At 67.8% G+C, this 23,558-nt stretch carries 20 protein-coding genes; 7 read left to right on the top strand and 13 right to left on the bottom strand.

The annotated features are described in order from the left end of the window. The first annotated feature begins 149 nt into the window (after window positions 1-149). The gene (locus B2G71_RS22420; RefSeq protein WP_098108898.1) at window positions 150-752 is read left to right on the top strand and encodes a TetR/AcrR family transcriptional regulator; all 603 of its coding nucleotides are present in this window, start codon (window positions 150-152) and stop codon (window positions 750-752) included. Here B2G71_RS22420 and B2G71_RS22415 read toward each other — a convergent pair. The 6 genes from B2G71_RS22415 to B2G71_RS22395 all read right to left on the bottom strand — a co-directional run bounded on the left by B2G71_RS22415 (window position 749) and on the right by B2G71_RS22395 (window position 6,766). Then, a complete protein-coding gene (locus tag B2G71_RS22415; protein ID WP_098108885.1) occupies window positions 749-1,687 on the bottom strand; it encodes a 1-phosphofructokinase family hexose kinase in 939 nt (312 codons plus the stop codon). The two genes, B2G71_RS22420 and B2G71_RS22415, sit on opposite strands and share 4 nt — an antisense overlap. 126 nt (window positions 1,688-1,813) lie before the next feature. Further along, on the bottom strand, window positions 1,814-2,902 hold the full coding sequence (locus B2G71_RS24265; RefSeq protein WP_168176462.1) for an NAD(P)-binding protein: 1,089 nt from the start codon (window positions 2,900-2,902) through the stop codon (window positions 1,814-1,816). After that, entirely contained in the window at window positions 2,899-3,606 is a 708-nt protein-coding gene (locus B2G71_RS22405) for a methyltransferase domain-containing protein (RefSeq protein ID WP_240530306.1), read from the bottom strand. The genes B2G71_RS24265 and B2G71_RS22405 overlap by 4 nt, the downstream gene beginning before the upstream one ends. 4 nt (window positions 3,607-3,610) lie before the next feature. Continuing rightward, window positions 3,611-4,702: a type III polyketide synthase gene (locus B2G71_RS22400; RefSeq protein ID WP_240530305.1), complete on the bottom strand. Its 1,092-nt coding sequence runs from the start codon at window positions 4,700-4,702 to the stop codon at window positions 3,611-3,613. A gap of 225 nt (window positions 4,703-4,927) precedes the next feature. Next, window positions 4,928-5,098 (bottom strand): hypothetical protein, encoded by a 171-nt coding sequence (locus B2G71_RS24260; RefSeq protein ID WP_168176461.1) that lies wholly within the window; start codon window positions 5,096-5,098, stop codon window positions 4,928-4,930. Between the two features lie 75 nt (window positions 5,099-5,173). Continuing rightward, entirely contained in the window at window positions 5,174-6,766 is a 1,593-nt protein-coding gene (locus B2G71_RS22395; protein ID WP_098108883.1) for an isocitrate lyase, read from the bottom strand. 147 nt (window positions 6,767-6,913) lie between these two features. On the opposite strand from B2G71_RS22395, the gene B2G71_RS22390 reads away from it, so the two are divergent. From B2G71_RS22390 to B2G71_RS22375, 4 genes are all read left to right on the top strand, one after another. Further along, complete coding sequence (locus B2G71_RS22390; RefSeq protein ID WP_098108882.1) at window positions 6,914-8,308, top strand: short-chain fatty acyl-CoA regulator family protein; 1,395 nt, start codon at window positions 6,914-6,916, stop codon at window positions 8,306-8,308. Between the two features lie 192 nt (window positions 8,309-8,500). Further along, a complete protein-coding gene (locus B2G71_RS22385) occupies window positions 8,501-10,057 on the top strand; it encodes a class I adenylate-forming enzyme family protein (protein ID WP_168176460.1) in 1,557 nt (518 codons plus the stop codon). Between the two features lie 105 nt (window positions 10,058-10,162). After that, the gene (locus B2G71_RS22380; protein ID WP_098108880.1) at window positions 10,163-11,023 is read left to right on the top strand and encodes a helix-turn-helix domain-containing protein; all 861 of its coding nucleotides are present in this window, start codon (window positions 10,163-10,165) and stop codon (window positions 11,021-11,023) included. Window positions 11,024-11,153: 130 nt separating this feature from the next. Further along, on the top strand, window positions 11,154-12,203 hold the full coding sequence (locus B2G71_RS22375; protein WP_098108879.1) for a phosphotransferase family protein: 1,050 nt from the start codon (window positions 11,154-11,156) through the stop codon (window positions 12,201-12,203). 42 nt (window positions 12,204-12,245) lie between these two features. Here B2G71_RS22375 and B2G71_RS22370 read toward each other — a convergent pair whose 3' ends face one another. From B2G71_RS22370 to B2G71_RS22350, 5 genes are all read right to left on the bottom strand, one after another. Then, a complete protein-coding gene (locus tag B2G71_RS22370; RefSeq protein WP_098108878.1) occupies window positions 12,246-13,565 on the bottom strand; it encodes a cytochrome P450 in 1,320 nt (439 codons plus the stop codon). Window positions 13,566-13,569: 4 nt separating this feature from the next. After that, a complete protein-coding gene (locus B2G71_RS22365; protein ID WP_098108877.1) occupies window positions 13,570-14,769 on the bottom strand; it encodes an amidohydrolase family protein in 1,200 nt (399 codons plus the stop codon). Window positions 14,770-14,873: 104 nt separating this feature from the next. Further along, the gene (locus B2G71_RS22360) at window positions 14,874-16,061 is read right to left on the bottom strand and encodes a thiolase family protein (RefSeq protein WP_098108876.1); all 1,188 of its coding nucleotides are present in this window, start codon (window positions 16,059-16,061) and stop codon (window positions 14,874-14,876) included. Beyond that, the gene (locus tag B2G71_RS22355) at window positions 16,058-16,483 is read right to left on the bottom strand and encodes an OB-fold domain-containing protein (RefSeq protein WP_098108875.1); all 426 of its coding nucleotides are present in this window, start codon (window positions 16,481-16,483) and stop codon (window positions 16,058-16,060) included. Before B2G71_RS22355 ends, B2G71_RS22360 begins: the two co-directional genes overlap by 4 nt. After that, window positions 16,483-17,697 (bottom strand): CoA transferase, encoded by a 1,215-nt coding sequence (locus B2G71_RS22350; protein WP_098108874.1) that lies wholly within the window; start codon window positions 17,695-17,697, stop codon window positions 16,483-16,485. Before B2G71_RS22350 ends, B2G71_RS22355 begins: the two co-directional genes overlap by 1 nt. Window positions 17,698-17,836: 139 nt before the next feature. Here B2G71_RS22350 and B2G71_RS22345 point away from each other — a divergent pair, with 139 nt between their 5' ends. Next, a complete protein-coding gene (locus B2G71_RS22345) occupies window positions 17,837-18,913 on the top strand; it encodes a phosphotransferase (protein ID WP_098108896.1) in 1,077 nt (358 codons plus the stop codon). A gap of 67 nt (window positions 18,914-18,980) precedes the next feature. Here B2G71_RS22345 and B2G71_RS22340 read toward each other — a convergent pair whose 3' ends face one another. Together B2G71_RS22340 and B2G71_RS22335 are read right to left on the bottom strand one after the other, a co-directional pair. Further along, the gene (locus B2G71_RS22340) at window positions 18,981-21,524 is read right to left on the bottom strand and encodes a TonB-dependent receptor (RefSeq protein WP_098108873.1); all 2,544 of its coding nucleotides are present in this window, start codon (window positions 21,522-21,524) and stop codon (window positions 18,981-18,983) included. 307 nt (window positions 21,525-21,831) lie between these two features. Next, entirely contained in the window at window positions 21,832-22,569 is a 738-nt protein-coding gene (locus tag B2G71_RS22335) for a dienelactone hydrolase family protein (protein WP_098108872.1), read from the bottom strand. A 120-nt stretch (window positions 22,570-22,689) separates the two neighbouring features. Between B2G71_RS22335 and B2G71_RS22330 the strand changes: the two genes are divergently transcribed. Further along, window positions 22,690-23,448 (top strand): TonB family protein, encoded by a 759-nt coding sequence (locus B2G71_RS22330; RefSeq protein WP_098108871.1) that lies wholly within the window; start codon window positions 22,690-22,692, stop codon window positions 23,446-23,448. Window positions 23,449-23,558 lie beyond the last annotated feature (110 nt).

The following is a 23,558-nucleotide window of genomic DNA, read 5'->3' as shown; positions in this document are numbered from 1 at the left end:
ATCGGGCCGATCGTCGCCTTGCGGAGCTGCCCATGATGACGCTGGACCCGGCGTGCGCTTGCGTTTAGCGGATCAGGATGTCCACCGGAGATTTCCTCAGCGACACAGCGCCTTCCTCGGCAGCGCAGGGCGCGACGGATCGGACCGCGATGATATGCGCGGCGGCGAACGAGCTACTGGCCGAAGACGGACTCGAAGGACTGACGATCCGCGCCGTGCTCGCACGCACGGGTCTGGCCCGCCGGGCGTTCTACGAGCGCTTCCAGGGCAAGGACGATCTCGTCCTGGCGGTCTTCGCGGAAACCCTGCGCAACGCGGGCGAACAGTTCGGCGCGCTGGCGCGCGAGGCGCCCGACGCCACGGAGGGGCTGCGGCGCATCGTGATCGGAATCGTGCTCGGCCAGCTCGGCTTCGAGCCCGACATCGGATCGGGGCACAACCGCCGCAGCGCCGCGCTCAGCCGCGAGCATTTGCGGCTCGCCGAATCCCGCCCCGCCGACTTGCAGGCCGCGCTGCGCCCGCTGCTCGACATCATCGCGTGGCAGGTTGAGCAGGGAATAGCCTCGGGACAGTTTCGCGACTGTGACCCGCAGGTCCACAGCAAGCTCGTCTACAATCTCGTCGCGACGACGGTGCACGTCGAACTTCTCGCGGAAGAGGGCGGCCTGCCCGATTACGAGCGGCGCAAGCAGCTCGCCGAGGCGATCTGGCAATTCTGCCGCCGCGCCACCGTCGCGGACCCGACGGGCTAGGCCGCCACCAGCGGCGGCATCAGCGCGAAGATGCGTTCGATGTCGGGCGGATGCGCAAGGCCCGTGCCCGCCGAAAGCACCGCCGCCGAGCCCGCCGCCATGCCGAAGCGGAAGGCGTCGAGATCGTCGCGGCCGCAGAGCATCGCGTGGATCATCGCGGCGAGGAAGCTGTCGCCCGCGCCGACCGCGCTCTGCGCCTCGATCTCCGGCGCGGCCGCGTGGACCCAGCCCTCCTTCCGCGCCAGGACCGCGCCTTCGTGGCCCATCGTCACCGCGACGTACTTCGCCTTGCCCGAGGTCACGATCCTCATCGCCTCTTCGCCGATTTCGGCGGTGGTGTTGAGAGTGCGGCCGGTCATCTGTTCCAGCTCACCCGAACTCGGCTTGACCAGCAGCAGCCTGCCGCCCTCGACGCCGAGCCGCAGCGCCTCGCCCGAGCTGTCGAGCACCGTGTCGATGCCGCGCTTTTCCATCATCGCCGCGGCACGGGCGTAAAAGTCAGCGGGCACGCCGCGCGGCAGCGATCCCGAAAGTACCATTACGCCGCACTCGGCCTCGTCCAGCGCATCGAGGCAGGCCTGCCATTCGGCCTCGGAGACGGTCGGGCCCTCGGGCGTGAAGCGATATTCCTTGCCGCTGTCGTGCTCGAGCACGGCGGCGGCGACGCGGGTCGGCTCGGCGATGGGAATGCGCGTGCGCACGAGCTGGTGCAGATCGACCAGCCCGTCGAGCGCTGGGCCGGTTGCGCCGCCAGAGAGGTAGAAGCAGCGTGCGTTGCCGCCCAGCCGCACGAAGACGCGCGCGACGTTGATGCCGCCTCCGCCGGGCGCGTAGGTCTCGGCCTGAGTGCGCATCTTGTGGGTATGCTTGACCAGGCCGACCTCGTAGGCGACGTCGATCGTGGGGTTCATCGTGAGTGTCGCGATGCGTTTCATGGGCGTCCCTTCTGTCTCGGTTTGCTGGCGGAAGACGCAAGCCGTGAATGGGCCAGTTATGCTGCAATGCGTCAAGACCGCAGTGCCGCCGCATTGGCAAGGTTGTGGCCGCGATGCGGCGTTCGGTCACGCCATTGCCGGCAGTCGCGTCATCCGCGCGAACGTGGCCAGCATCGGCGGATGGAGCGCGAGCGCGGCGAGCCCGGCGGCGACCAGCGCCCGATGTTCGCAGGCCCTTTGCAGCCACATCGCCCGGCGCACTTGCGTGGCGACCGCGCCCCGCAGCGCGCGGTGATAATGCGCGGGGCTCTCTCCACGGGCGACGGCACGCGCCGCGAGTGCGGCACTGCGCAGCGCGATCGCCATGCCGTCGCCGGTGAGCGAGGCGGTCATCGCCGCCTGGTCGCCGAGCCGCCAGAGCGCGCCGTCGTCTCCGTCCTCGTCGGCGCAGACGTAGCCGTAGGGCAGGTTGGCGATGGCGAGCGGCCTGGCGAAGACCGGCTCGGCGTCGGCAAGCCAGCGCGCGACCGCCTCTTCGCGCAGGACATGGGCGAAGAGCGCGTCCCAGGTGCCGCCGAGTTCGGTCAGCAGGCTCGAGCGCACGATCAGGCACATGTTGACGATATCCGCCCCGACGCGCTGCAACCCGGCGTAGCCGCCCGCGAACAGCGCCAGTTCGATCGCATCGTCGCCGATCGCGGGGGAGCGGCGGAAATGCATCTTGAAGCCGACGTAACCGCTCCGGGTGGCCGGCGCGGCGCGGGCGTGGCCGCGCAGATCGTGCTTCCCGGTCGCGAGCATCACCCGCGTGGCCGCGATCGAGCCGCGCGCGGTCTCGACCTGGCCCGGCGCGAGGCCACGCACCCGCTCGCCGCGCCGGACCCGCGCTCCTGCGCTCCCGGCCAGCTCCAGCAGCGCCTCGTCGAGCACGCGGCGGCTCAGACCCTGCGCGGCGAAGGGGAGCGCGGTCTCGACCCCGCGCCGTCCCGAAGAGACGCGCAGCCGCCGTACCGGCACCGCGCCCAGCCGCGCCGGATCGAGCCCGAGACGCGTGAGGTCGGCGCAGGCCTCGACCGAGAGGAATTCGCCGCAGATCTTGTCGTGCGGGCCGCTCTCGCGCTCGAGCACGGTGACCGCGTGGTCCTGCCGCGCGAGCAGCGTCGCCGCCGCCGCCCCCGCGAGTCCGCCGCCGACGATCACGGTCTCGTCGCTCACCGCCGGCGCTCGACGCAATAGCGGAAGGGGAAACGCCAGCGCAGCCGCGCCTGTCCGGCCAAGCCCGCCTTCGCGAGCAGCGCGTCCCAGTCCGCCCGGCGGAAGCTGCGCGCGATCGAGAGCGGGCCGTCGTGCCGCACGAACCGATGCCAGCGCATCGCTCCGGCAAGCGCGCGGAAGCCGTGGTAGGCGAGGGCATGGCGGTGCAGGTCGTTGACGAACCAGCCGAGCGTCGCGCGCGCCTCCATCCAGCGCAGGAAGGCGACGATCCCGGCGTCGTCCATGTGGTGGGTGACGAGCGAGGAGATCACCAGCGCGGGCGGATCGTGCTCGGGCCAGGCGAAGGCGTCGCCGGTGAGGAAGGCGATGTCGAGGCTTTCGGGCGTCATCGCGCGCGCGGCGGGCTCGCTGCGCGGGTTGAGGTCGATCCCGACCAGCCGCGCCTTGAGCCCTGCCTTTGCCAGCCGCCGCGCGAGCGCGCGCAGCATGTCGCCGGCGCCGTAGCCGACGTCGAGCACCAGCGGCGGTGGACCCTGCGGCGCGGCGGCGAGCACCGAGGCGACGAAATCGAGCGTCGGCCGGCGCGCCAGGGTCAGCGTGTTGACTCGGGCCAGGTCGGCCATGCAGGCGGCGTAGTCGTCCCAGGCGACGTCCTCGGCGTCCATCCACTCGGGCTCGGTCGCGCGGGCTGCGAGCGCGGCCACGGCGTCAGGCGAGGCGGAAGCGGAAAGTCTCGGCGGCGAGCCCTGGGCCGAATGCCATCGCGATCCCGTCGCGCTGCTCGCCCCGGCCGCCATGCTCGGCCAGCATTCCGGCGAGCACGAACATCAGCGTCGCCGACGACATGTTGCCGTAGCGGCGCAAGACCTCGCGCGAGGGCCTGAGCGCGTCATCGGGCAGCTCGAAGCCCTTCTCGACCGCATCGAGGATGGTGCGGCCGCCCGCGTGCACCGCCCACAAGTCGTAGTCGGCGGGAGAGAGCCCGCGCAGCAGGCCGCCCGGCTCGTTGCGCATGCGCTCGTTGGCGAGCGTTTCGGCGATGCGGATCGGGACGTGACCGTCGAGGTGCATCACGAAGCCGTTGTCGCCGATGCGCCAGGTGATGAGGTCTTCCGAGCCGCCGATCGCGGCCGAGCGGAAGTCGCCGAGCGCGATGCCCTTGTCCTCGGCGGTGACCAGTGCGGCCGAGGCGCCGTCGCTGAACAGCAGCATGGCGAGCAGCTTGTCGACTTCCTCGGTCTCCTGCAGGTGCAGCGTGCACAGCTCGACATTGACCACCAGGACCCGCGCCTCGGGCGTCGAGCGCACGATGTGGTGCGCCAGCCGCAGCGAGTTCACCGCCGCGTAGCAGCCCATGAACCCCACAAGCGTGCGCTCGGCGGACGGGTCGATGCCGGTGCGGCGGATCAGGATCTGGTCGAGCCCCGGCGCGACGAAGCCGGTGCAACTCGCGACGACGACATGGGTGACGCCCTGCGCGGCGATATCGGGATCGAGCCGGTCGATCGCCGCGTTGGCGAGGTCCGGCGCCCAGCGCTCGTAGCGCTCCATCCGCTGCGCGGTCGTGGGAAAGGCGCCGCGCCGGTAGAAGCGCTCGGTATCGGTCACTTCGCCGGTCTCGGTGGTGTCGGGCTCGATGAAGGAAAAGCGGCTCTCGATCCCCGAGCGCTTGGCCATGCGCTCGAAGATGGCGCGGCGGCGGCGATCGGAGAGCATGTGGTCGACGAGGCCGTTGAAGGCGGTGTGGACGTCATGCGGAGGGACGGCGGTGGCGATCGCGTTTATGTGGGCCGTCGTCACAGGGTGGCTGCCTGCATGGGTTGCGTGCTCCGTTGCCCCTTGCCGCGCGGGCATGATGCACGTCTTTGAGGCGGCGCGCAAACGCTTAGCAACCAGCCGGAAAAACAAAGTGGCCCGCCGCGCGTCATCAGGGAGACGCGTGACGGGCCACAAGATTTCCTCCCCAGGAAATCCCTTGTCTTGCCGGTGGCGCCGAAGGGGGGACGGCGCCGCCGGCGGGTCTGGTCAACGCCGGACGGCGCTGCCGAGACGGTGATAGAGGTTCGAGTACTTCGACGAGATCGGATCGTCGATGTGCGCCTGCAGGTAGAAGCGGACCGCTTCCTGAAGGAGCTTGAAGTCCTCGTTCGAGAGCACCGCGCGCGCGCGGGTCGGTTCGGCAGTCATGGTCGTCATGTCATTCTCCTTCCTTATTGGGCCTCCTGGCCCCTCCCACGCCGCGTCAGGCGGCAAACTGGTTCCCCTGCCGCGTCACGCGGCAAACTGGTTCATCGTGTTGTGCGCGCCGCCCGCCTTGAGCGCGGCCTCGCCGGCGAAGTATTCCTTGTGGTCGTCGCCGATGTCCGAGCCGGCCATGTTCTGGTGCTTCACGCAGGCGATGCCCTGGCGGATTTCCTGGCGCTGGACGTGCTGGACGTAGCCGAGCATGCCCATGCCGCCGAAGTACTCCTTCGCCAGATTGTCGGTGCTCAGCGCCGCGGTGTGATAGGTCGGCAGCGTGATGAGGTGGTGGAAGATCCCCGCCTCGCGCGCCGCATCCTTCTGGAAGTGACGGATGCGCTCGTCGGCTTCCATGCCGAGGTCGGACTCGTCGTACTCGGCGCTCATCAGCTTGGCGCGGTCGTATTCGCTCATGTCGCGGCCTTCCTGCTCCCAGGCGTCGAACACCTGCTGGCGGAAGTTCAGCGTCCAGTTGAAGCTGGGCGAGTTGTTGTAGACCAGCTTGGCGTTGGGCATGACTTCGCGAATGCGGCGGACCATCCCGCCGATCTGGCCGATGTGCGGCTTCTCGGTCTCGATCCACAGCAGGTCCGCGCCGTTCCTGAGCGCGTGGATGCAATCGAGCACGCAGCGGTCCTCGCCGGTTCCGGTGCGGAACTGGTAGAGATTGCTGGGCAGGCGCTTGGGCTTCATCAGCTTGCCGTCGCGGCTGATGAGGACGTCGCCGTGGCCCAGGCTCGAAGGGTCGACCTCGTCGCAGTCGAGGAAGGCGTTGTACTGGTCGCCGATGTCGCCGGCCTCGCGAGTGAAGGCGATCTGCTTGGTCAGCCCCGCGCCCAGCGAGTCGGTGCGCGCGACGATCAGTCCGTCATCGACGCCGAGTTCCATGAAGGCGTAGCGGATCGCACGGATCTTCGCGATGAAGTCTTCATGCGGCACGGTGACCTTGCCGTCCTGGTGGCCGCACTGCTTCTCGTCGGAAACCTGGTTCTCGATCTGCAGGCAGCAGGCCCCGGCCTCGATGAACTTCTTGGCGAGCAGGTAGGTCGCCTCGGCGTTGCCGAAGCCCGCGTCGATGTCGGCGATGATCGGCACGACGTGCGTCTCGTAGCTGTCGATCGCGTGCTGGATGCGCTGGGCTTTCATCTCGTCGCCGGCGGCGCGCGCCTTGTCGAGATCGCGGAACATCATGCCGAGTTCGCGCGCGTCGGCCTGCTTGAGGAACGTGTAGAGCTCCTCGACCAGCGCCGGAACGCTCGTCTTCTCGTGCATCGACTGGTCGGGCAGCGGGCCGAACTCGCTGCGCAGCGCGGCGACCATCCAGCCCGAGAGGTAGAGGTAGCGGCGCTTGGTCGAGCCGAAGTGCTTCTTGATGGAGATCATCTTCTGCTGGCCGATGAAGCCGTGCCAGCAGCCCAGCGACTGGGTGTAGTTCGCGGGATCGGCGTCGTAGGCGGCCATGTCCTCGCGCATGATCTTGGCGGTGTAGCGCGCGATGTCGAGGCCCGTGCGGAAACGGTTCTGCAGGCGCATGCGCGCGACCGACTCGGCTTCGATACCGTTCCAGTTGGGTTCGGTGCCGATGGTCCGCCCGGCGTCGGTGATGGCTTGCTGGTAGGTCACTTTACGGATTCCCCTGGAAAGGCGTTGCTGTCAGTGACCATGCAAATATGCGGCGAACGCGCGCTTCGGAACCGCTCGCGGAGTCACGCTGTCAAACTTTACAATCATTCCTTGTAAAGTTGTACAGTCCTGACATAGACTCCGCCCATGGCCGAATCCCGCCCGCTCTATCTCGGACCGCGCCTGCGCCGCCTGCGCCGCGAACTCGGGCTCACGCAGCAGGCGATGAGCGAGGATCTGGACATCTCGGCAAGCTATGTGGCGCTGCTCGAGCGTAACCAGCGCCCGGTCACCGCCGACATGCTGCTGCGTCTCGCGCGCACCTATGGGCTCGACGTCAAGGATCTCGCGTCGGAGGATGGCGACGACTACGCCAGGCGCATCGCCGAGGTGCTGCGCGACCCGATCTTCGCCGACATCGACTTGCCCGCGCTCGAGATCGCCGATCTCGCGATGAGCTTTCCCGGCGCTTCGGAGGCGCTGCTTCGGCTCCACGGCGCCTACCAGCGCGAGCATCGCGCGCTGGCCGAGCAGCGCGCCTCGGGCGGCGCCTCCGACGAGCACGACCCGGTCGCCGAGGCGCAGCGTTTCCTCGCGCGCCAGCGCAACTACTTCGACGCGCTCGACACCCGTGCCGAGGCGCTGGCCGAAGAGATCGGCGCGGAGGGCGGGGCGAAACAGTGGCTCGCCAAGCAGGGCGTGCGGGTGCGCTTCCTGCCGCCCGACGTCATGCTCGATTCGCTGCGCCGCTTCGACCGGCACAACCAGCAGCTCCTGATCGTCGACACGCTCGATGCGGCGAGCCGCTCGTACCAGCTCGCCGCGCATATCGCGCAATCGGCGCTGCGCGGCACGATCAGTCCGCTGCTGCGCGAGGAGAGCTTTTCCGGCAAGACCGCCGAAACGCTCGTGCGCCGGGCGCTCACCGCCTATGGCGCGGCGGCGCTGGTGATGCCCTACGCGCGCTTCGCCCGCGCGGTGGAAGAGCGGCAATACGACGTGACCGCTCTGGCCCGCGTGTTCGGCGCCAGCTTCGAGCAGGTCGCGCACCGCCTCACCACCTTGAGCCGTCCCGGGATGGAGCGGGTGCCGTTCTTCTTCCTGCGCGTCGATGCGGCGGGAGCGGTTTCCAAGCGGCTCGACGGGGCGGGCTTTCCCTTCGCCGCACAAGGCGGCGGCTGCCCCTTGTGGAACGTCCATTCGGTGTTCCGCTATCCGGGCGAAGTCCTGACGCAGTGGCTCGAACTGCCCGACGGCGAGCGCTTCTTCTCGATCGCGCGGACCGTGCAGGCGGGCGGCGGCGGCTTCGGGCGGCCCAGCGTGACCCGCGCGATCGCGCTCGCCTGCGCCGCCTCGGAGGCCGGGCGGCTGATTTACACGCAGGCGCGGCCCGAGCCGGCGGTGGCGACCCCGATCGGCATTGCCTGCCGCTTGTGCAACCGCGCCGAGTGCACCGCCCGCTCGGCCCCGCCGATCGGGCGCGAGATCCTCCCCGACGACAACCGCCGCACGATCCAGCCCTTCGCCTTCGCGGAAAACTAGCCACCGTCATCATTCGTCATTGCGACATTATATTTGCAATGACGAATGATGACGGTATGTCCGCGCGCAGACCGTCGCCGGGCCGATGGACCGGCACAGGCGTCGCACCGGGGCTTGGAACGCGCGCCCGGTTGCGCGAAAAGGGCGGGACGAACAGCCCTGGCGAGGGCGGCCATCGAGAGGAAGCAAGGCGTGAGCAGCATCGAGTCCGAAACGATTGATCCGTCATCGGCGAAGACCATGCCGCAGTTTCTCCACGCCATCGCCAGGGCCTATGGCGATGCGCCGGCGGTGGTCCTGCGCGATTCCTCGATCCCCGACGAGACGATCGGGTTCGCCGAGCTGGAGGCGCGGTCCGCCGAGCTGGCGCGCGGGCTGATCGCGCTGGGCGTGGGCAAGGGCACGCGCGTGGGCTTCATCTTCGGCAACGGGCCGCGTTTCGCGCTGATGTTCGCGGCGGCGGCACGGATCGGCGCGATCGCCATCCCGATCAGCACGATGATCCGCGCCAACGAACTGGTGCGCGTGCTGCGCCAGTCCGACGTGCACACGCTGATCGTGCAGCGTGAGATGCTCGGCAAGGACTATGTCGAGCGGCTCTGCGACGCGCTGCCCGAACTGGCCGAGGGCACCGGGCCGGAACTGCGCCTTCCCGCCGCGCCCTATTTGCGCCGGATATTCAGCTATGGCGACGACTTGCCGCCGACGATGCGCGACGTCGGCGAGATCGTGGCGGCGGGCGCCTCGGTCGATCCCGCGCTGCTCGCGGCGATCGAAGCCGAGGTTCACACCACCGACCAGATGGTCGAGATCTACACCTCGGGCTCGATGGCGCTGCCCAAGGGCGTGCGCCACAATCACGGGCCGGTGCTGTTCCGCTCGCACTACATGCGCGAGATGGTCGGTTTCGCGCAGGGGCGTGAGGCCAACGCTATGCTGCCGATGTTCTGGATCGGCGGGCTGATGATGTACCTCATGCCCTGTCTCGAGGCGGGGGCGGTCACCGTCTGTACCGAGAAGACCTTGAGCAACAGCCAGGTCGCGATGGGCAGCGTGCTGTCGGACGACGACCTCGCGCTGCTCGCCCGGGCGCCCAAGCCCTGGTGGGGGCTCGGCATGAGCGAGACGCTCGGCCCCTATTCCTACGGCGACGATTTCCGCGCGCCGGGCTACCCGGTCTGCGCGCCGATGGACCACTTCGCCACGGGCTACGAGATCCGCATTGCCGACGAGGACAACGCGCCGGTCGGCGACGGCGAGATCGGCGAGATGCAGGTGCGCGGCTACCCGGTTACGCCGGGGCTCCACAAGATCGAGCGCGACGAATACTTCACCCCCGACGGCTACTACCACACCGGCGACATGTGCCTGGTCGAGGAGCGCCCCGAGGGCCGGCGCGTGCATTTCGTCGGGCGCGGCGGCGACATGATCAAGTCGGCCAGCTCGAACGTGTCGCCGGCCGAAGTCGAGATGGAGATGCAGTCGCTCGACGGCGTGCACAATGCCTATGTGGTTGGCGTGCCCGACAAGCAGCGCGGCGAGCTGGTCACCGCCGCCGTCGTGCCGCGCGATGGCGTGGAACTGGATTTCGAGGCGATCGAGGCCGAACTGCGCCGGCGTCTTTCGGGCTACAAGGTGCCGCGCGCCTATCTCGCGATCCGGCGCGAGGACGTGCCGCTGCTGCACTCGAACAAGGTCGCGCGGCGCGAGATCGCGGCGATGATGGCGCGTCATCTCGGGCGCGGCTGAGCCGCCCGCCAAGCGGGCGTGCGATCGTTCGCCATTTCGAAATCGCGCTATTGACGCCCGGAAGACATCGACCTAGGCCACGCGTTCGAAATAGCGAAAGTGCTCATGTCGCGTTCTTCCCCCGGTGTCCGCCGCGTGGCCGCCATCCTGAATTTCATCGCGGATCATCCCGGCCAGGCTTTCGCGCTTACCGATCTCGTGCGTGCGCTCAAGCTCAGCCGCGCGACCTGCCACGCGCTGCTGACCGGGCTGGTCGATGTCGGCTATCTCTTCCGCACCAGCGACAAGACTTATGTGCTCGGACCCTCGCTCGCGGCGATCGGGCGCACCGCCGCCGAGAACTTCTCGCCGCTTCAGGTGGCGCAGCCCGAGATGCGGATGCTCGCGGATGAATACGACGTCGTGTGCGGCGCCTATTTCCTCGAGGGCGACACCATCCACTTGCGCGAGCGCGCCGCTTCGCACAGCCATGTCGGTTATCCGGTCCCGCTCGGCACGCGCATGCCGTTGCGCCCCGTCAATGCGATCGCCTATTTCGCGCGCTCGCCCAAGGACTGCGAGGCCTGGCTCGCGCGCACCGACCAGCCGCCCGACGATGCGCTGCTCGCGCATATGGAAGCCGGCATGGCCTTCCTGCGCGAGCACGGCTTCGTCGTCCATCTGCGGCGGCCGGGTTACGAGGTGCAGGAGGAAGTGCACTCGGTGCTGACCCGCCCCACCGCGGAACTGCCCGTCATCGCCGCGTCCGAGATCGACGATGCGCAGGTCTATCCGCTGGTCGCGCTGATGGCGCCGATCTACGACGACAAGGGCAGGGTGACGATCTCGCTGGTCATGGCAGGCTTTCACCAGCCGATGAGCGGCGCGCAGATCGTGGAGGCGGGCGGCACGCTCCGCGCCGCTTGCGAGCGTATCTCGCGTTTCCTCGCCGGGCAGCCGCCAATCGCCCCCGACGCGGCCGACTGAACCCGCTCCCATTTCCCGCACGGACTGGTCTGCGCGATTGACCAGGTCTCGTCGCACGGCTATTCCATGTGTGAATAATAATTCGAAATAACGAAAATATGGCAAAGAGCCGACGCGATGGGAGAGAAGCGTGTCCGATGTCATCGTAGCCCCCGAAACCCGCGACCTCGACGAACTCGCGAGCCTTCTCGGCGGCTGGCTCGAGACGAAGATCGAGGGCGCGCATGCGCTCAGCATCGGCAATCTTGCCTATCCGCGCGGCGCGGGCCAGTCGCACGAGACGATCCTGTTCGATGCCGCCTGGACCGACGCGAGCGGGACCGCGCGCGAACAGGGCTGCGTCGTGCGCATTCGCCCCGAGAAGTTCACCGTCTTTCCCGACACCCTGTTCGAGCAGCAATATGCGGTGATGAAGCTGCTGTCCGATGAAGGCTACGTGCGGGTCGCGAGGCCCTTGTGGTTCGAGGCCGACCCGACCGTGCTCGGCAAGCCGTTCTTCGTGATGGAGAAGAAACAGGGCCGCGTGCCGGTGAGCATTCCGCCCTATGCCCGCAGCGGCTGGCTTGCCGAGGCCACGCCCGAGCAGCGGCGCGTGCTCTGGCGCGAGGCGGTGGAGCAACTCGCCGCGATCCAGCGCGTCCCCGTCGGCAAGGTCGGCTTTCTTGCGGGAGAGGGCGGACTGAGCGGGCTCGATCAGGAATGGGACAAGTACTGCCGGTTCGTCGACTGGCTGGAGGAAGTGGAACCCCAGCCCACCCTGCGCGCGGGGCTCGACCGCCTGAAATCGCTCTGGCCCGACCACCGGCCCGAGGGCATGGTCTGGGGCGACGCGCGCATCGGCAATATGATGTTCGACGCGGATTTCCGCGTCGTCGCGGTTATGGACTGGGAGCAGCCTTCGCTTGGCGGGGCGCTGCATGATCTGGCGTGGTTCTGCGTCCTCGCGGAAACGATGCACGGGCCCAACGCGGTGCACGGCGCGCCGCTCGAAGGCATGGGCTCGCACGACGAGACCGTCGCCTTGTGGGAGCAGCTATGCGGCAAGTCGGCCGAAGGGCTGGGCTGGTACGAGGACTTCACCCATTTCAAGATGACCTGCACCGCCGTGCGCCTGGGCCACTTGCGCGGGCAGCCGATGGTCGACGAGGCGACCATGCGCAGGCGGCTCAAGCTGGACTGATCGGGAACGAAAGCGCGTCGACCGGACGGGGTGCCCGCCTGTTCAGCGCAGCAGCACCGGCAAGGCCGACGGGCCGCGCTGTTCGAGCCCGCCGGTCATGAAGGGCGCCGGGGCATCCGGGTCGAGGCGCATTGCCGGAAAGGCATCGAGCAGGGCATTGATCCCGCGCGACATCTCCACCTTGGCGACGTTCATTCCGAGGCAGCGGTGCGTGCCCAGGCCGAACGCCATGTTGGTCAGTTTCGGGCGATGGATGTCGTAGGCGTCCGGATCGTGCCAGCGGGCGGGATCGCGGTTGGCGGGGCCGAGGCCGAGTTCGAGTACGCAGCCTTGCGCGATCCGCTGGCCGTGGAAATCGGTATCCTCCATCACCAGGCGATAGTGGTATGGCGCGGTCGGCTCCCAGCGCAGGCTTTCCTCGATCGCGGCGTCCATCAGCACGCGGTCGGCTTTCACCTCTTCGAGCTGTCCGGGGTTGTTGAGCAGGGCGAACAGGGTGATGCCCATCTGCCGCCACGACGTGCCGCCGCCCGCGACCATCACCAGCTTGGCGTGAGTCATGATCTCCGCATCGGTGAGGAGGCGTGGCTTGTGCCCGGGCAGGTTCAGCTCCTTGTCGAGCAGGAAGCTGATGAGATCGTCCTCCGGCCGCGCGCGCCGCGCGGCGACGAGATCGAGCAGCAGCGTTTCGACCAGCTTGAAGTTGCGCATGCGCTCCTCGGGCGTCACCGAGCGGCTGGCGCTGGTGCTGTTGAGGTAGGCATGGCGGAAGCGCAGGGCGTCGTTGCCGTGCAGGCCGATGGCCGTCGTGATCGTATAGACGGGAATGCGCGCGCAATACTCGATGTTGAGATCTGCGGCGGGGCGTTCGGATAGTCGCTCGATCAGCCGTTCGATGATGCCGTCGATGGTGCGCGCCCGCCACCAGGAGAGCGCCTCGGGCATTACGAACTTGGGCTGGATGGTGCGGCGATAGGCGCGATGCCGGGGCGGATCGAGTTCGAGCAGACCGGTGCTTTTCTCCTCGGGCACGCGCGGATCTTTCTGAACCAGGTTGGAGAACACGCCCGGATTGCGCAGCGCGGCCTCGCAGGCCTCGTAGCTCAATACCGTGTAGTGTTGCCGTCCGGCGGCGGCCGCGTGCCGCTCATAGGACATCGGCAGGCCGAGGATTTCGCGCAGCTTGCCCTTGTGGACGGGAGCTTGCGCGCGCAACGCATGGATCTCCGCCGTCACGTCGCGGTCGATGAAATTGCCCATCGCCTCGGCCTCGCGCCGGACGTCGTAGAGTTCCTCGTACAGCGGATCGTCGGCGGTCAGGACGTCGTCGTCGCGACCGCCGGACTGGTCCAGCAATGCCATCGCTTCAATCCAGGCCGAGCAGCTTGCGCGCGTTGTTGTTGATGATGTCCTTCACATCCTCTTCCGGCACGCCCTCGAAGTCGCGCGCGATGATCTGGCGCGATCGGGGGAAGGTGGTCTCCGAATGCGGATAGTCCGAGGACCACATGATGTTGCGGCCGCCCGGCAGGTTGCGGTTGAGAATGCCCGTGCGGTCCTGGATGAACGAGCCGAACACATTGGTGTCCATGTAATAACTCGGCGGGTTCTTGATCGGGCACTCCGTCCAGAAACGCTGCTTTTCCCAGGTGCGGTCGTTGTATTCGGCGAACCAGGCGAACCAGCCCACGCCGCTTTCCATCGAGCCGATCCTGAGGTCGGGGAAACGGTCGAAGATGGCGTTGTAGATGAAGATGCCGATCGGCTCGGCCATCGCCATCTTGCTCATCGGCATATCGGCGAGGAAGTATTCCTTCTGGCCGAAGCGCGGCACCCGCGCGCCGAGGTGGAAGGTGATGACGACATTGGCATCGACCACCGTCTTCCACAGCTTGTCGAAGGCCGGATCGGAATATTGCAGCGCGCCCTTGGCATCGCCGGTGAGCGCGGAAACCTGCCCTTCCTTGAGCGCCTTGACGCCAGAGGAGGTTTTCCAGGCATCGGGATTCTGCGGGAAGGCGGGCAGGTTGATCGCCCGAAAGCCTTTCTTCGCCAGCCGTTCGACGTGCCGGCAGGTCTCGTCGATGTCGCGCATCGGCACATAGCCGACCGGGAACAGCCGGTCGGGCGCCACCGAGCAGAAATCGAGCACCCAGTTCTGATAGGCCTCGTAGCTGGCGACGTAGAGCTCGTTGTCGAACGAGCCGAGCGGGCCGCCGCCGAACAGCAGTGCCGCGTCCATCCCGTCGGCGTCCATGTCGGCAAGCCGGGTGGCGGGCTCCCAGACCTTGCGCTGTTCCTCGAGCCGGCCCTTCATCTTGAAGTTCTTGCCTTCGCGGCCGGCCTGGTTGTTGATCATCATGAACGGGCGGCGATTGCCCTCGAACTCGATATAGTCGCCGTCGTCTTCGTGCAGGATGCGCGGCGCGCGGTCCTTGAGATGCGCGGGGAGGTAATCCTTCCACATGTCGTGCGGCGGATCGATATGCGCGTCGGCATCGAAGATCGGACCGTAGGCCCAGTTGTCGATGGCGGCCTCCTTGATGGCCGGATCGGCTTCGCTCATCTCCAGTCTCCCGTAAGATCTGCTTTTGCAGTTATTCGAAATAGTGAACTGATTATCGCAGTTATGAACAATCGAGTCAAGCGCTTGGGCGCTCGCGCTCGCTGTCAGTCGCGCCGCAGCAGCATCGCGCCGTATCCGTAGCCGCCGTTCGAGACGAGGCAGGTGCGCGCGTCCTTGACCTGCCGCCCGCCGCCGCGGCCCCAGAGCTGCACCGTCGCCTCGTGGATGTGGCCGTAGCCGTGGAACCGCCCCGCGGAGAGCTGGCCGCCGCCGGTGTTGAGCGGCAGTTCGCCGTCGAGCGCGATCCGGGCGCCGCCCTCGGTGAAGCGGCAAGCCTCGCCGCGCGGGACGAGGCCGAGCGCTTCGAGCCACAGCCAGACGTGGATCGAGAACCCGTCGTAGATCTGCGCGCAATCGACGTCCCTGGGCCGCAGGTCGGTGCGCGACCAGAGCATCTCCCCGGCGCGGTCGGCATCGAGGCGGGTGAAGTCGCCCTCGAACTTGCCGACCCACAGCCCGCTGATCGCCATGCCGACCGCCTCGATCCGAATCGGCGGCCGCGCGAGGTCCTTCGCGGCGTCGGCGTGGCTGAGCACGATCGCGGTCGAACCGTCGATGTGCGAATCGCAGTCGAACAGCCGCAGCGGCGAGGAGATGACGCGCGCAGCGAGATAGTCGTCGAGGCTCAGCGGCTTGCGGTAGATCGCGTTGGGATTGTGCGCGGCGTTGGCGCGGTTGTTCACCGCGATCGCGCCGAGCTGCTTGCTGGTCGCGCCGTACTTGTCGAAATAGGCCTGCGCATAGAGCGCGAAGGTGTTGATCGGCGAGAGCGCGTTGAACGGCACCGTCCAGGCGTTGTTGCCCTCGACCCGCGTCGTCTGGCCGCCGGACATCAGCGTCGATTCGCGCGACGCCATGCGCGCGCTCGCCTGCGCGACCGAGCGGAACACGATCACGTGGCGGGCCATGCCGCAGGCGATCGCGTTGATCGCGTTGAAGATCGGCGCCATGTGGCTGAAGCCCTCGCCCGAGGCGAGCACCCAGCGCGGGTTCTCGATGCCGAGCACGGCCTGCACCTCGCTCGGGCTGACCGGGGCGATACCGCCGCCGAGGGGCGACTTGCCCGGATATGTCGCGATGCCGTCGATGTCCTCGGGTGCGAGCCCCGCGTCGGACAATGCGGCGAGGCAGGCGTCGGCGGTCAGTTGCAGCGCGGTCCGCCGCGACGGGCGGCCCACTTCGGACTGCGCCGCGCCGGAAATGCACACCAGGCTTTCGGGCTTGGCCGTCATGGCGCCGCGCTCTCGGGAACGAACATCGGCAGCCAGACGTCCTCGTGCCGCTCGAACCTGACTTCGACCGCCATGCCCCGCGTTACGCTTTCGACCGGGGCGAGGATGTTGGTGAACACATACAGTTCGGCCTGCTCGGCGAGTTCGACGGCGGCAAAGACGAACGGCACTTCGAGACCAGGCAGCCACTTTTCGTGGTTCACGGTGTAGCTCGCGATCCGGCCCTTGCCCGAGACCGGACGCGGCGCGACGTCCTCGCTGGCGCACTTGGCGCAGCGCGGGAAGGGCGGGTGCTGCCAGTGGCCGCAGGCTTCGCAGCACTGGATGCGCAGCACGCCGTCCGCCCCCGAAGTCCAGTAGAACGCGGTCTCGGGTTCGAGCCCGGGCAACTGGCGCGGGCCTGCCGCGAGGTCTCGCGGCATCAGAACACCACGCCCTGCACCTTGAGATCGATGATCGCGTCCTCGTCGTAACCCAGGCTTTCGAGGATCGCGTCGCTGTCCGCACCGAGTTCGGGCGAGCGGGTCGAACCCAGCGGCTCGCCGTCGAACACCATCGGCACGCCGACCATCGGGATCTCGCTGCCGTCGCCGTAGTCGACGTGCTTGAGATAGCCGTTTGCCAGCGCCTGCGGATCGTCGCGCATTTCGCCCACGTCCTTGACCACGTCCCACTGGCCGTCCTGCCGGGCGAGGATCTCGCGCCACTCGGCCAGCGTCCTGGAGGCGAACAGCGCGGTCACTTCCGCCCAGCACGCCTGCGCGTTCTCGCGCCGCGCCGGCGCATCGGCGAAGCGCGGGTCGGCGGCGAGGTCGGGGCGGCCCGCGACCTCGCAGAACGGCGCCCAGTACTTGTCGGCCTGCAGCATGCACAGCGCGAGGAACCGCCCGTCCGAAGTGCGGTAGGTGCCGACCAGCACGTTGAACGGCGGCCCGGAAGGCCGGGGGAACTTCTGCACGTTGTCGGCGGTCGCCTGACAGATGTAGCGCTGCATCGACCACATCGCCGATCCCAGCAGCGAGACGTCCACTTCGCCCGCTTCGCCGGTCAGCGCGCGCCTGGCGATCGCCGCGCAGATGGCGCCGGCGAGCATCGAGCCCGACAGCGTATCGCCGAACGCTGGGCCGGGCGGTCCGACGGGCAGCGCCGCGTCGGCCTCGGTCAGCGCCGAGGAAATGCCGCCGCGCGACCAGAAGGTGATCGCGTCGTAGCCGCCCTTGTCTGCCTCCGGACCCTTGGGGCCGAGCGCGCTTCCCGAGGCGTAGATGATCCCGGGAAAGGCGGCGCGGATGGTCGCCGCGTCGATCGCCATCGCGCGGCGCGCGGGCGGCAGCAGATTGGTGAGGAACACGTCGGCGCTCGCGAGCAGCTTCATCAGCACGGCGCGGCCCGACTCCTGCTTCAGGTCGAGCGTGATCGAGCGCTTGCCGCGGTTGTAGCTCTCCCACGAGTAGTCGATCCGGCGCCCGGCACCGTCGTTGAGATTGCCGATCTGCAATCCGCGCAAGGGGTCGCCGCTCGGCGGCTCGACCTTGATGACGTCGGCGCCCAGATCGGCCAGCATGCCGCCGCAGGCGGGCACGAAGGCCCACATCGCGACTTCCACGACCTTGATGCCTTCCAGCGGCTTGCCCATCGCTCTCCCCGTGATCCGTCCGGCGGGGCGCGACCGATTGCCGCGCCTCTGTGACCGACTGAATTCTATATTGCGAAGCATGGACCGAAATGGCGAATTGCGTCAAGACGGACGCAAAGCGAATCCATGGGAGAGACCGATGACCGATACCCCGAGCCGGGCCGCGCCCGACCTGCCGCGCGCCGCGGTCCCGCGCACGCTGGCCGAAGCGCTCGACCCGGCCTGGCTGAGCCGGGTTCTGCGCGGCGTTTCGGGCGGCGCGGCGGTCACTTCGGTCGAGCAGGTGGAAGTGATCCGGACGGTCGCCACCAAGGTGCGCTTCGCGGTGACCTTCGCCGGATCGGACACGGTGCACGCCTTCTGCCTCAAGGGTCTGCTCGATGTCGACGAGATGACCGCGCGCGGCGGACCGACTTGTGTGCTCGAGGCCGACTTCTACAGCAAGGTCGCGCCCGCGATCGCCGGCTTGCGCGTTCCCGAGTGCGTCGCGGCGGTGGTCGACCGCGAGGCGCGGCAGGCGGTCATCGTGATGCGCGACCTGATCGTCGAGGGCGCGCGGTTCTGCTCGGCGCTCGAGCCATTCGGCGCCGACGACGCCGCGCTGAGCCTTGCCGAGCTTGCCAAGCTCCACGCGAACAGCGCGATGCTAGAAGGCGCCGAATGGGTGCGCCCGCGCGCCGCCGAACTGGCGCGCATGACTTACATCACGCCCGAGATGCTCCAGGAGATGCTCGACGGGCCGCGCGGCGAGGCCCTTTCACCCGAGGTGCGCAGCGCCGAACGGCTGATCGCGGCGATGCGCGCGCTGGCCGACCGCGACGGCGCGCGGCCGCAGTTCATGATCCACGGCGATGCCCACGCGGGCAACGTGTTCCGCAAGGATGGCGCGATCGGTCTGATCGACTGGCAGCTCCTGCAACGCGGCGGCTGGGCGCTCGACGTCGCCTATCACCTCAACGCGGTGCTGCCCACCGACGTCGCCGAAGCCGAGGAGCGCCGCCTGCTCGGCGACTATCTCGCCCGCATGCGTTCGGCGGGAATGGCGATGCCTTCGGACGTGGAGGCCTGGGACCAGTACCGCGAGGCGGTGATCTACGGCTTCTATCTCTGGTCGATCACGCGCCGGGTCGATCCGCCGATCATCGTTCAGTTCGTCGACCGGCTCGGCCAGGCGGTCACGCGCCACGAAAGCCATGCGCTGCTGGGAATCGCGTGAGCCCTTCGACGCAAGAAGGCCCGCGCCGCATCGCGACGCGGGCCTTCTTGCTTTCGGTCGGCGCCGGTCAGGTGCCGAAGTTGAACTTCAGCCGCACGCCGTACATCCGCGGCGGGCCGTAGAGCTTGTCGGCAATGCCCGAGGTCGAGTAGCCGCCGCCGTTGCTGACTTCGACCACTTCGTCGGTCACGTTGGTCGCGAAGACGGCGAGGTCGAAGGGACTGTCGAACACGCGCTTCCAGTCGAAGTTGAGGTTGAGCAGGTTGCTCGGCGCGATCCGCCCGACAAATTCGAGCGGCGTGTTGCGCAGCGTGGTGTCGTTGAACTGCTCGGCGGTGTAGGTGTAGGTCGCGCCGAACGAGATATCGCCCACCGTGTCGGGCACCGGCAGCGCCACGCGTCCGGTCAGCGTGAGGCGGTGCTTGGGCGAGAGCGCGAGCGAGTCTCCCACCTGCCCGCGCGGGACCGGATCGAGAAACGGCGCGTTGGCCGCGAGCTGCGGGATCGCCAGTTCCTTGATCTTGGTGTCGAGGTAGGTGTAGCCGGCCGAGACGGTGAAGATGTCGAACGCGGTCACCGAGGTATCGACTTCGAGACCCTTCAGCGTGGTGCTTCCCGCGTTGATGATCGCATTGCCGCCCGCCAGAAGCTGCGCGAACTCCGGCTTGGGAATGGCCTGGGCAAAGACCTGCTGGTCGGTGAAGTCGTTGTAGAACGCCGCCACGTTGAAATAGCCGTTGACCTTGCCGCCCCGGAACGTGGTCTTGGCGCCGATTTCGTAGGCGTCGACCTTTTCGGGGTCCCAGGTCTCGATGCCCGGAACCGTGAAGTTCACTCCGCCCTGGCGATAGCCGCGCGAATACTTGGCGTAGAGCAGGATGTCCGGCGTCGGCTTGAAGTCGACGTTGATCAGCCAGGTCGGTTCGTTCGACTTGTTGGTGATGTTCGTGCGGCACTTGCCGAGATCGCCGCTGCCGTCGCCGAAGGGCAGCGGCGCGATGTTGACGTTGGGATAGTTTAGCGAATCGTTGCAGGTGATGCGCGCCGGCACGACACCGAGGCCGGGAACGGTCGCCAGCGTGTAGCGCACGCTCTCGCCGCGGCCGACGATCTTGTCGAAGGTCCAGCGGCCGCCGAGCGTCAGCGCCAACTGGTCGGTGAAGTTGTAGGTGCCTTGGGCGAAGATGCCGTGGTTGTCGAAGGCGAACTTGGTTCGCGACTGCGAGATCAGGCCGAAGCCGAGCGGCGTGGTGCAGTCGATCGTGCCGGGATCGTCGCATTCGGCGTAGATGCCGGTGCGCTGCTGGTTCCAGCCGAGCGGACGCGAGAATTCGAGGTATCCGCCGAGCACGCCGTTGAACTTGCCGTCCATGCTCTGGAACTGGAGCTGCAGTTCCTCGGTGATCGAATACTGGTCCGACGCGTTGTAGTTCGGCTGCTTGCCGAGCTGGATGTAGCCGAACGGCGTACCGGCGGGGGCAACGTTGACACCGAACTGCGACAGCGCCGCGAGTTCGTCGGAAACGAAGAAGTTGTCGCTGTAGAGGTTGAACGCCGAGTCTTCGGCAAACTCGCCGTAGCTGGCGATGTTCTTGACCGTGAGCGTGTCCGAGGCCTGCCAGGTCGTGGTGTTGATGACTTGCCAGGTGCGCAGGTGGATCTCGGGATTGAGCGCGCCGACCTCGACATCGTAGGCATCGTCGCCGCGCGCGTTCTGCCGGTCGATCTGGTCGCAGGCGGCGGTCGCGGTGGCAAAGCGGGTGAGGCTGCCGCCGGTGAGCGGCGAGGCCGCGTTGCGGTCGCACGCGACGTAGTGCGAGGCATAGCCATTGGTCTTCGAATCGCTGTAGAAGGCGATCGTGTAGTTCTCCAGCGTCGGCGTCAGATCCGCGACCATGCTGAATCGGAAATAGTCGTAGTTGATGTCGTTGTAGGCGTCGGGACCGTCGGCGGCCCGGTTTTTCATATAGCCGTCGCGCCGGTTGATGTCGGTGGCGAGGCGGATGCGGAAGGTGTCCGAAAGCGGCGCGTTGAACGCGGCCTGGACGCGCGTCTGGTCGAAATTGCCGTACGTGCCCTCGACATAGCCTTCGAGATTATAGGTCGGCTTCTGCGGCACGAGCAGCACCGCGCCGCCGGTCGTGTTGCGGCCGAACAGCGTGCCGGTGGGGCCCTTGAGCACCTGCACGTTCTGCAGATCGGTGAACGAACCCGCGCCCACGGTATTGCCCGAGGTGGTGCCGCCCGACGAGCGGACGCCCACCACGTCGGCGAAGAACACGCCCACGGTGGGAGCGGTCGGTCCCTCCTGCACGAAGCCGCGGATCGCGAAGGCCGATTTTTCCGGCCCGAAGCGCTGGTCGACCGTCAGCGAGGGGGTGTAGGTCGCCAGGTCGGATGCGACCGCGACGTTGCGTTGCTGCAACTGTTCCTGGTTGTAGACCGTGATCGAGATCGGAACATCCTGCAGACGTTCCTCGGTGCGTCGGGCGGTGACGATGATGTCGCTCGACAATGCGGCGTCCTGCGCGATCGCCGGCGTCGCTGCGACCGAGAGGCCGCCGAACGCGACGCTCCCGAGCAGGCCGGCCCTGTAAACCTTTGCAAGCATCCCAATCTCCTCCAAAAACCTTGTCGATTTCGGTTATGTTCTTGTTGCCCCGGACAAGCGCCGGCTCCGCCGGGCGCACCCTCTTTTCGGTTGGTTCGTGTCCGAGAATGGGGCCTTCGAGGCCCCGCCATGACCGTCCGCACCGGCCGGTCGCCATCTCCCTTTTTTCTGTCCGACCGGCTCGAGCCTTTGGCGGCTTCTCGGGTCGGGCCACATTTCTGTTCTTTGCCCGGCGCGCGCCGGGAGCCCTGTTCCTAGCTTGCCGAACGATTCTTCACAATAGCGAAAAGTGCGTCGAAAAGCTGAACTAGGTTACGATCCCCGGGGCACCACGCCCGATCTTCCCGTCGAGCAGGGCCAGTGTTCCCGCCCAGGCAACCGCGCTGGCCATCGGGTCGAAGGCGATCCCTTCCATGATGCCTTCGTGATCGGGATCGGTGAACGAATGCTGCGCATCGCTGAACACCGTTAGCTGATACTTGGCGCCCGCGGCGTCCAGTTCGCCCCGCAGATCGTCCAGTTGCGCGCGCGGCACGAAGGGATCGCGTCCCGCGGCCCAGACCGCGATCTCGGCCTTCACCGCGCCCGCCTGCGCGGGGGCATGCGTGTCGAGCAAGCCGTGGAAGCTGGTGACGAAGGCGAGATCGGCACCGCTTCGCGCCAGTTCGAGCACGCACTTGCCGCCGAAGCAGTACCCGAGCGCGGCGATCCGCGCGGGATCGACCGCGGGCAGGGCGCGGACGGCATCGAGCCAGACCAGGCAGCGCGCGCGCAGGCGCTCGGGCGCCTCGAGCAGCGCGATGAAGTGCGCGCCCGCGTTCTCGGGCGTGCTCAGGTCGGCCTCGGCGCCGTACATGTCGACGGTAATCGCCAGATAACCGAGATCGGTGAGGGCCTTCGCGTATTCGTAGAAAGTCTTGCCCGGCCCCGCGCCGCCCGGAAAGAGCATCACGGCGGGAGCCGGCCCCGCTCCGCCTGGAGAATAGATGCGCCCTTCCAGCGCTACCCCGTCGTGCGTGCAGCGCACGGGTGCGAAATCGGTCATGGTTCCGGCTCTCCCCTTGTGATCTTGTGTGTGATCTTGTGTGTGATCTTGCGTGGCGCAGAGACATGCGCACGGCTGCCGGCGCTGTCAAAGCCCCTCGCGGCATGCCATATCACGGCCATGGCCGAACCGGACTCTGTGCGACCGCTGAGGCCGCGGCTGGGCATTGCCCTGCTGGTCGCGGCGATCCACGTCATTCTGGTGATCGCGCTGGTGCGGGCCTTCACCCCCGATTTCGCGGCGCGGATCGCCTCGGGCGTCGAGGCGGCGCTGACGGTTACGGTGACGGCGCGTCCGCCCGAGCCGTCGCCCAGTCCGGAAGCCAGCCCCACGCCGACGCCACGCGCCGCCGTTCCCGAAGATGAAGGCGCCGCCGCCCCCGAAGCGGCGAAGGCGGCGCCGCGCGAAGTCGCCGCGCCCGAGGTGCGCTTGCCGATCGCGCGCGAGCAGGCCCCGCGCGTCGCGGGCACGGGCAACGAGAATACCGTGGGCGCGGGCCGCGAAGGGCAGGGCACTGGCGCGGGCGGCGAGGGCAGCGGCACCGGCGCGGGCGCGGCGGGCCGAGGTTCGGGCGGCGGCGGCGTGGCCAGCAAGCCGGTCAAGATCGCGGGCGACATCAATTCCGCGCGCGACTATCCGCACGAGACCCGCGACTTGCGGATCGGCGGCGAGGTGATCGTCGCGCTGACGGTGGGAGCCGACGGCGCGGTGAAGGATTGCCGCGTGGTCAAGGCGAGCCGCGATGCGCGGGCCGATCGGATCACCTGCCGGCTTGCGGTCGAACGGTTCCGGTTTCGTCCTGCAAGGGACGCGCAAGGCCGCGCGGTCGAATCGACGTACGGCTGGCGGCAGCGCTGGTATTATGGAAGTCCGAAATGAGGGAATTTTGTGTTCCCCTCCCTTCACGGCGTAGGCGATAGGATGGGGCCGATGAGCCAGATGACACCTGTGATTCTGTGTGGCGGCAGCGGCACGCGGCTGTGGCCGCG

Source organism: Novosphingobium sp. PC22D (assembly GCF_002556635.1).
Taxonomy (GTDB): domain Bacteria; phylum Pseudomonadota; class Alphaproteobacteria; order Sphingomonadales; family Sphingomonadaceae; genus Novosphingobium.
The sequence above is the reverse complement of the archived record's forward strand: the minus strand, read 5'-3'. Positions and strand labels throughout refer to the sequence as shown.

Coding starts and splice junctions, on each gene's coding strand:
- B2G71_RS22355 (WP_098108875.1), bottom strand. CDS start 16,483: ATGCCGCGAGACCTCGCGGCAGGCCCGCGCCAGTTGCCCGGGCTCGAA.
- B2G71_RS22420 (WP_098108898.1), top strand. CDS start 150: ATGATATGCGCGGCGGCGAACGAGCTACTGGCCGAAGACGGACTCGAA.
- B2G71_RS22390 (WP_098108882.1), top strand. CDS start 6,914: ATGGCCGAATCCCGCCCGCTCTATCTCGGACCGCGCCTGCGCCGCCTG.
- B2G71_RS22365 (WP_098108877.1), bottom strand. CDS start 14,769: ATGAGCGAAGCCGATCCGGCCATCAAGGAGGCCGCCATCGACAACTGG.
- B2G71_RS22370 (WP_098108878.1), bottom strand. CDS start 13,565: ATGGCATTGCTGGACCAGTCCGGCGGTCGCGACGACGACGTCCTGACC.
- B2G71_RS22415 (WP_098108885.1), bottom strand. CDS start 1,687: ATGAAACGCATCGCGACACTCACGATGAACCCCACGATCGACGTCGCC.
- B2G71_RS22360 (WP_098108876.1), bottom strand. CDS start 16,061: ATGACGGCCAAGCCCGAAAGCCTGGTGTGCATTTCCGGCGCGGCGCAG.
- B2G71_RS24260 (WP_168176461.1), bottom strand. CDS start 5,098: ATGACGACCATGACTGCCGAACCGACCCGCGCGCGCGCGGTGCTCTCG.
- B2G71_RS22330 (WP_098108871.1), top strand. CDS start 22,690: ATGGCCGAACCGGACTCTGTGCGACCGCTGAGGCCGCGGCTGGGCATT.
- B2G71_RS22340 (WP_098108873.1), bottom strand. CDS start 21,524: ATGCTTGCAAAGGTTTACAGGGCCGGCCTGCTCGGGAGCGTCGCGTTC.
- B2G71_RS22345 (WP_098108896.1), top strand. CDS start 17,837: ATGACCGATACCCCGAGCCGGGCCGCGCCCGACCTGCCGCGCGCCGCG.
- B2G71_RS22350 (WP_098108874.1), bottom strand. CDS start 17,697: ATGGGCAAGCCGCTGGAAGGCATCAAGGTCGTGGAAGTCGCGATGTGG.
- B2G71_RS22380 (WP_098108880.1), top strand. CDS start 10,163: ATGTCGCGTTCTTCCCCCGGTGTCCGCCGCGTGGCCGCCATCCTGAAT.
- B2G71_RS22335 (WP_098108872.1), bottom strand. CDS start 22,569: ATGACCGATTTCGCACCCGTGCGCTGCACGCACGACGGGGTAGCGCTG.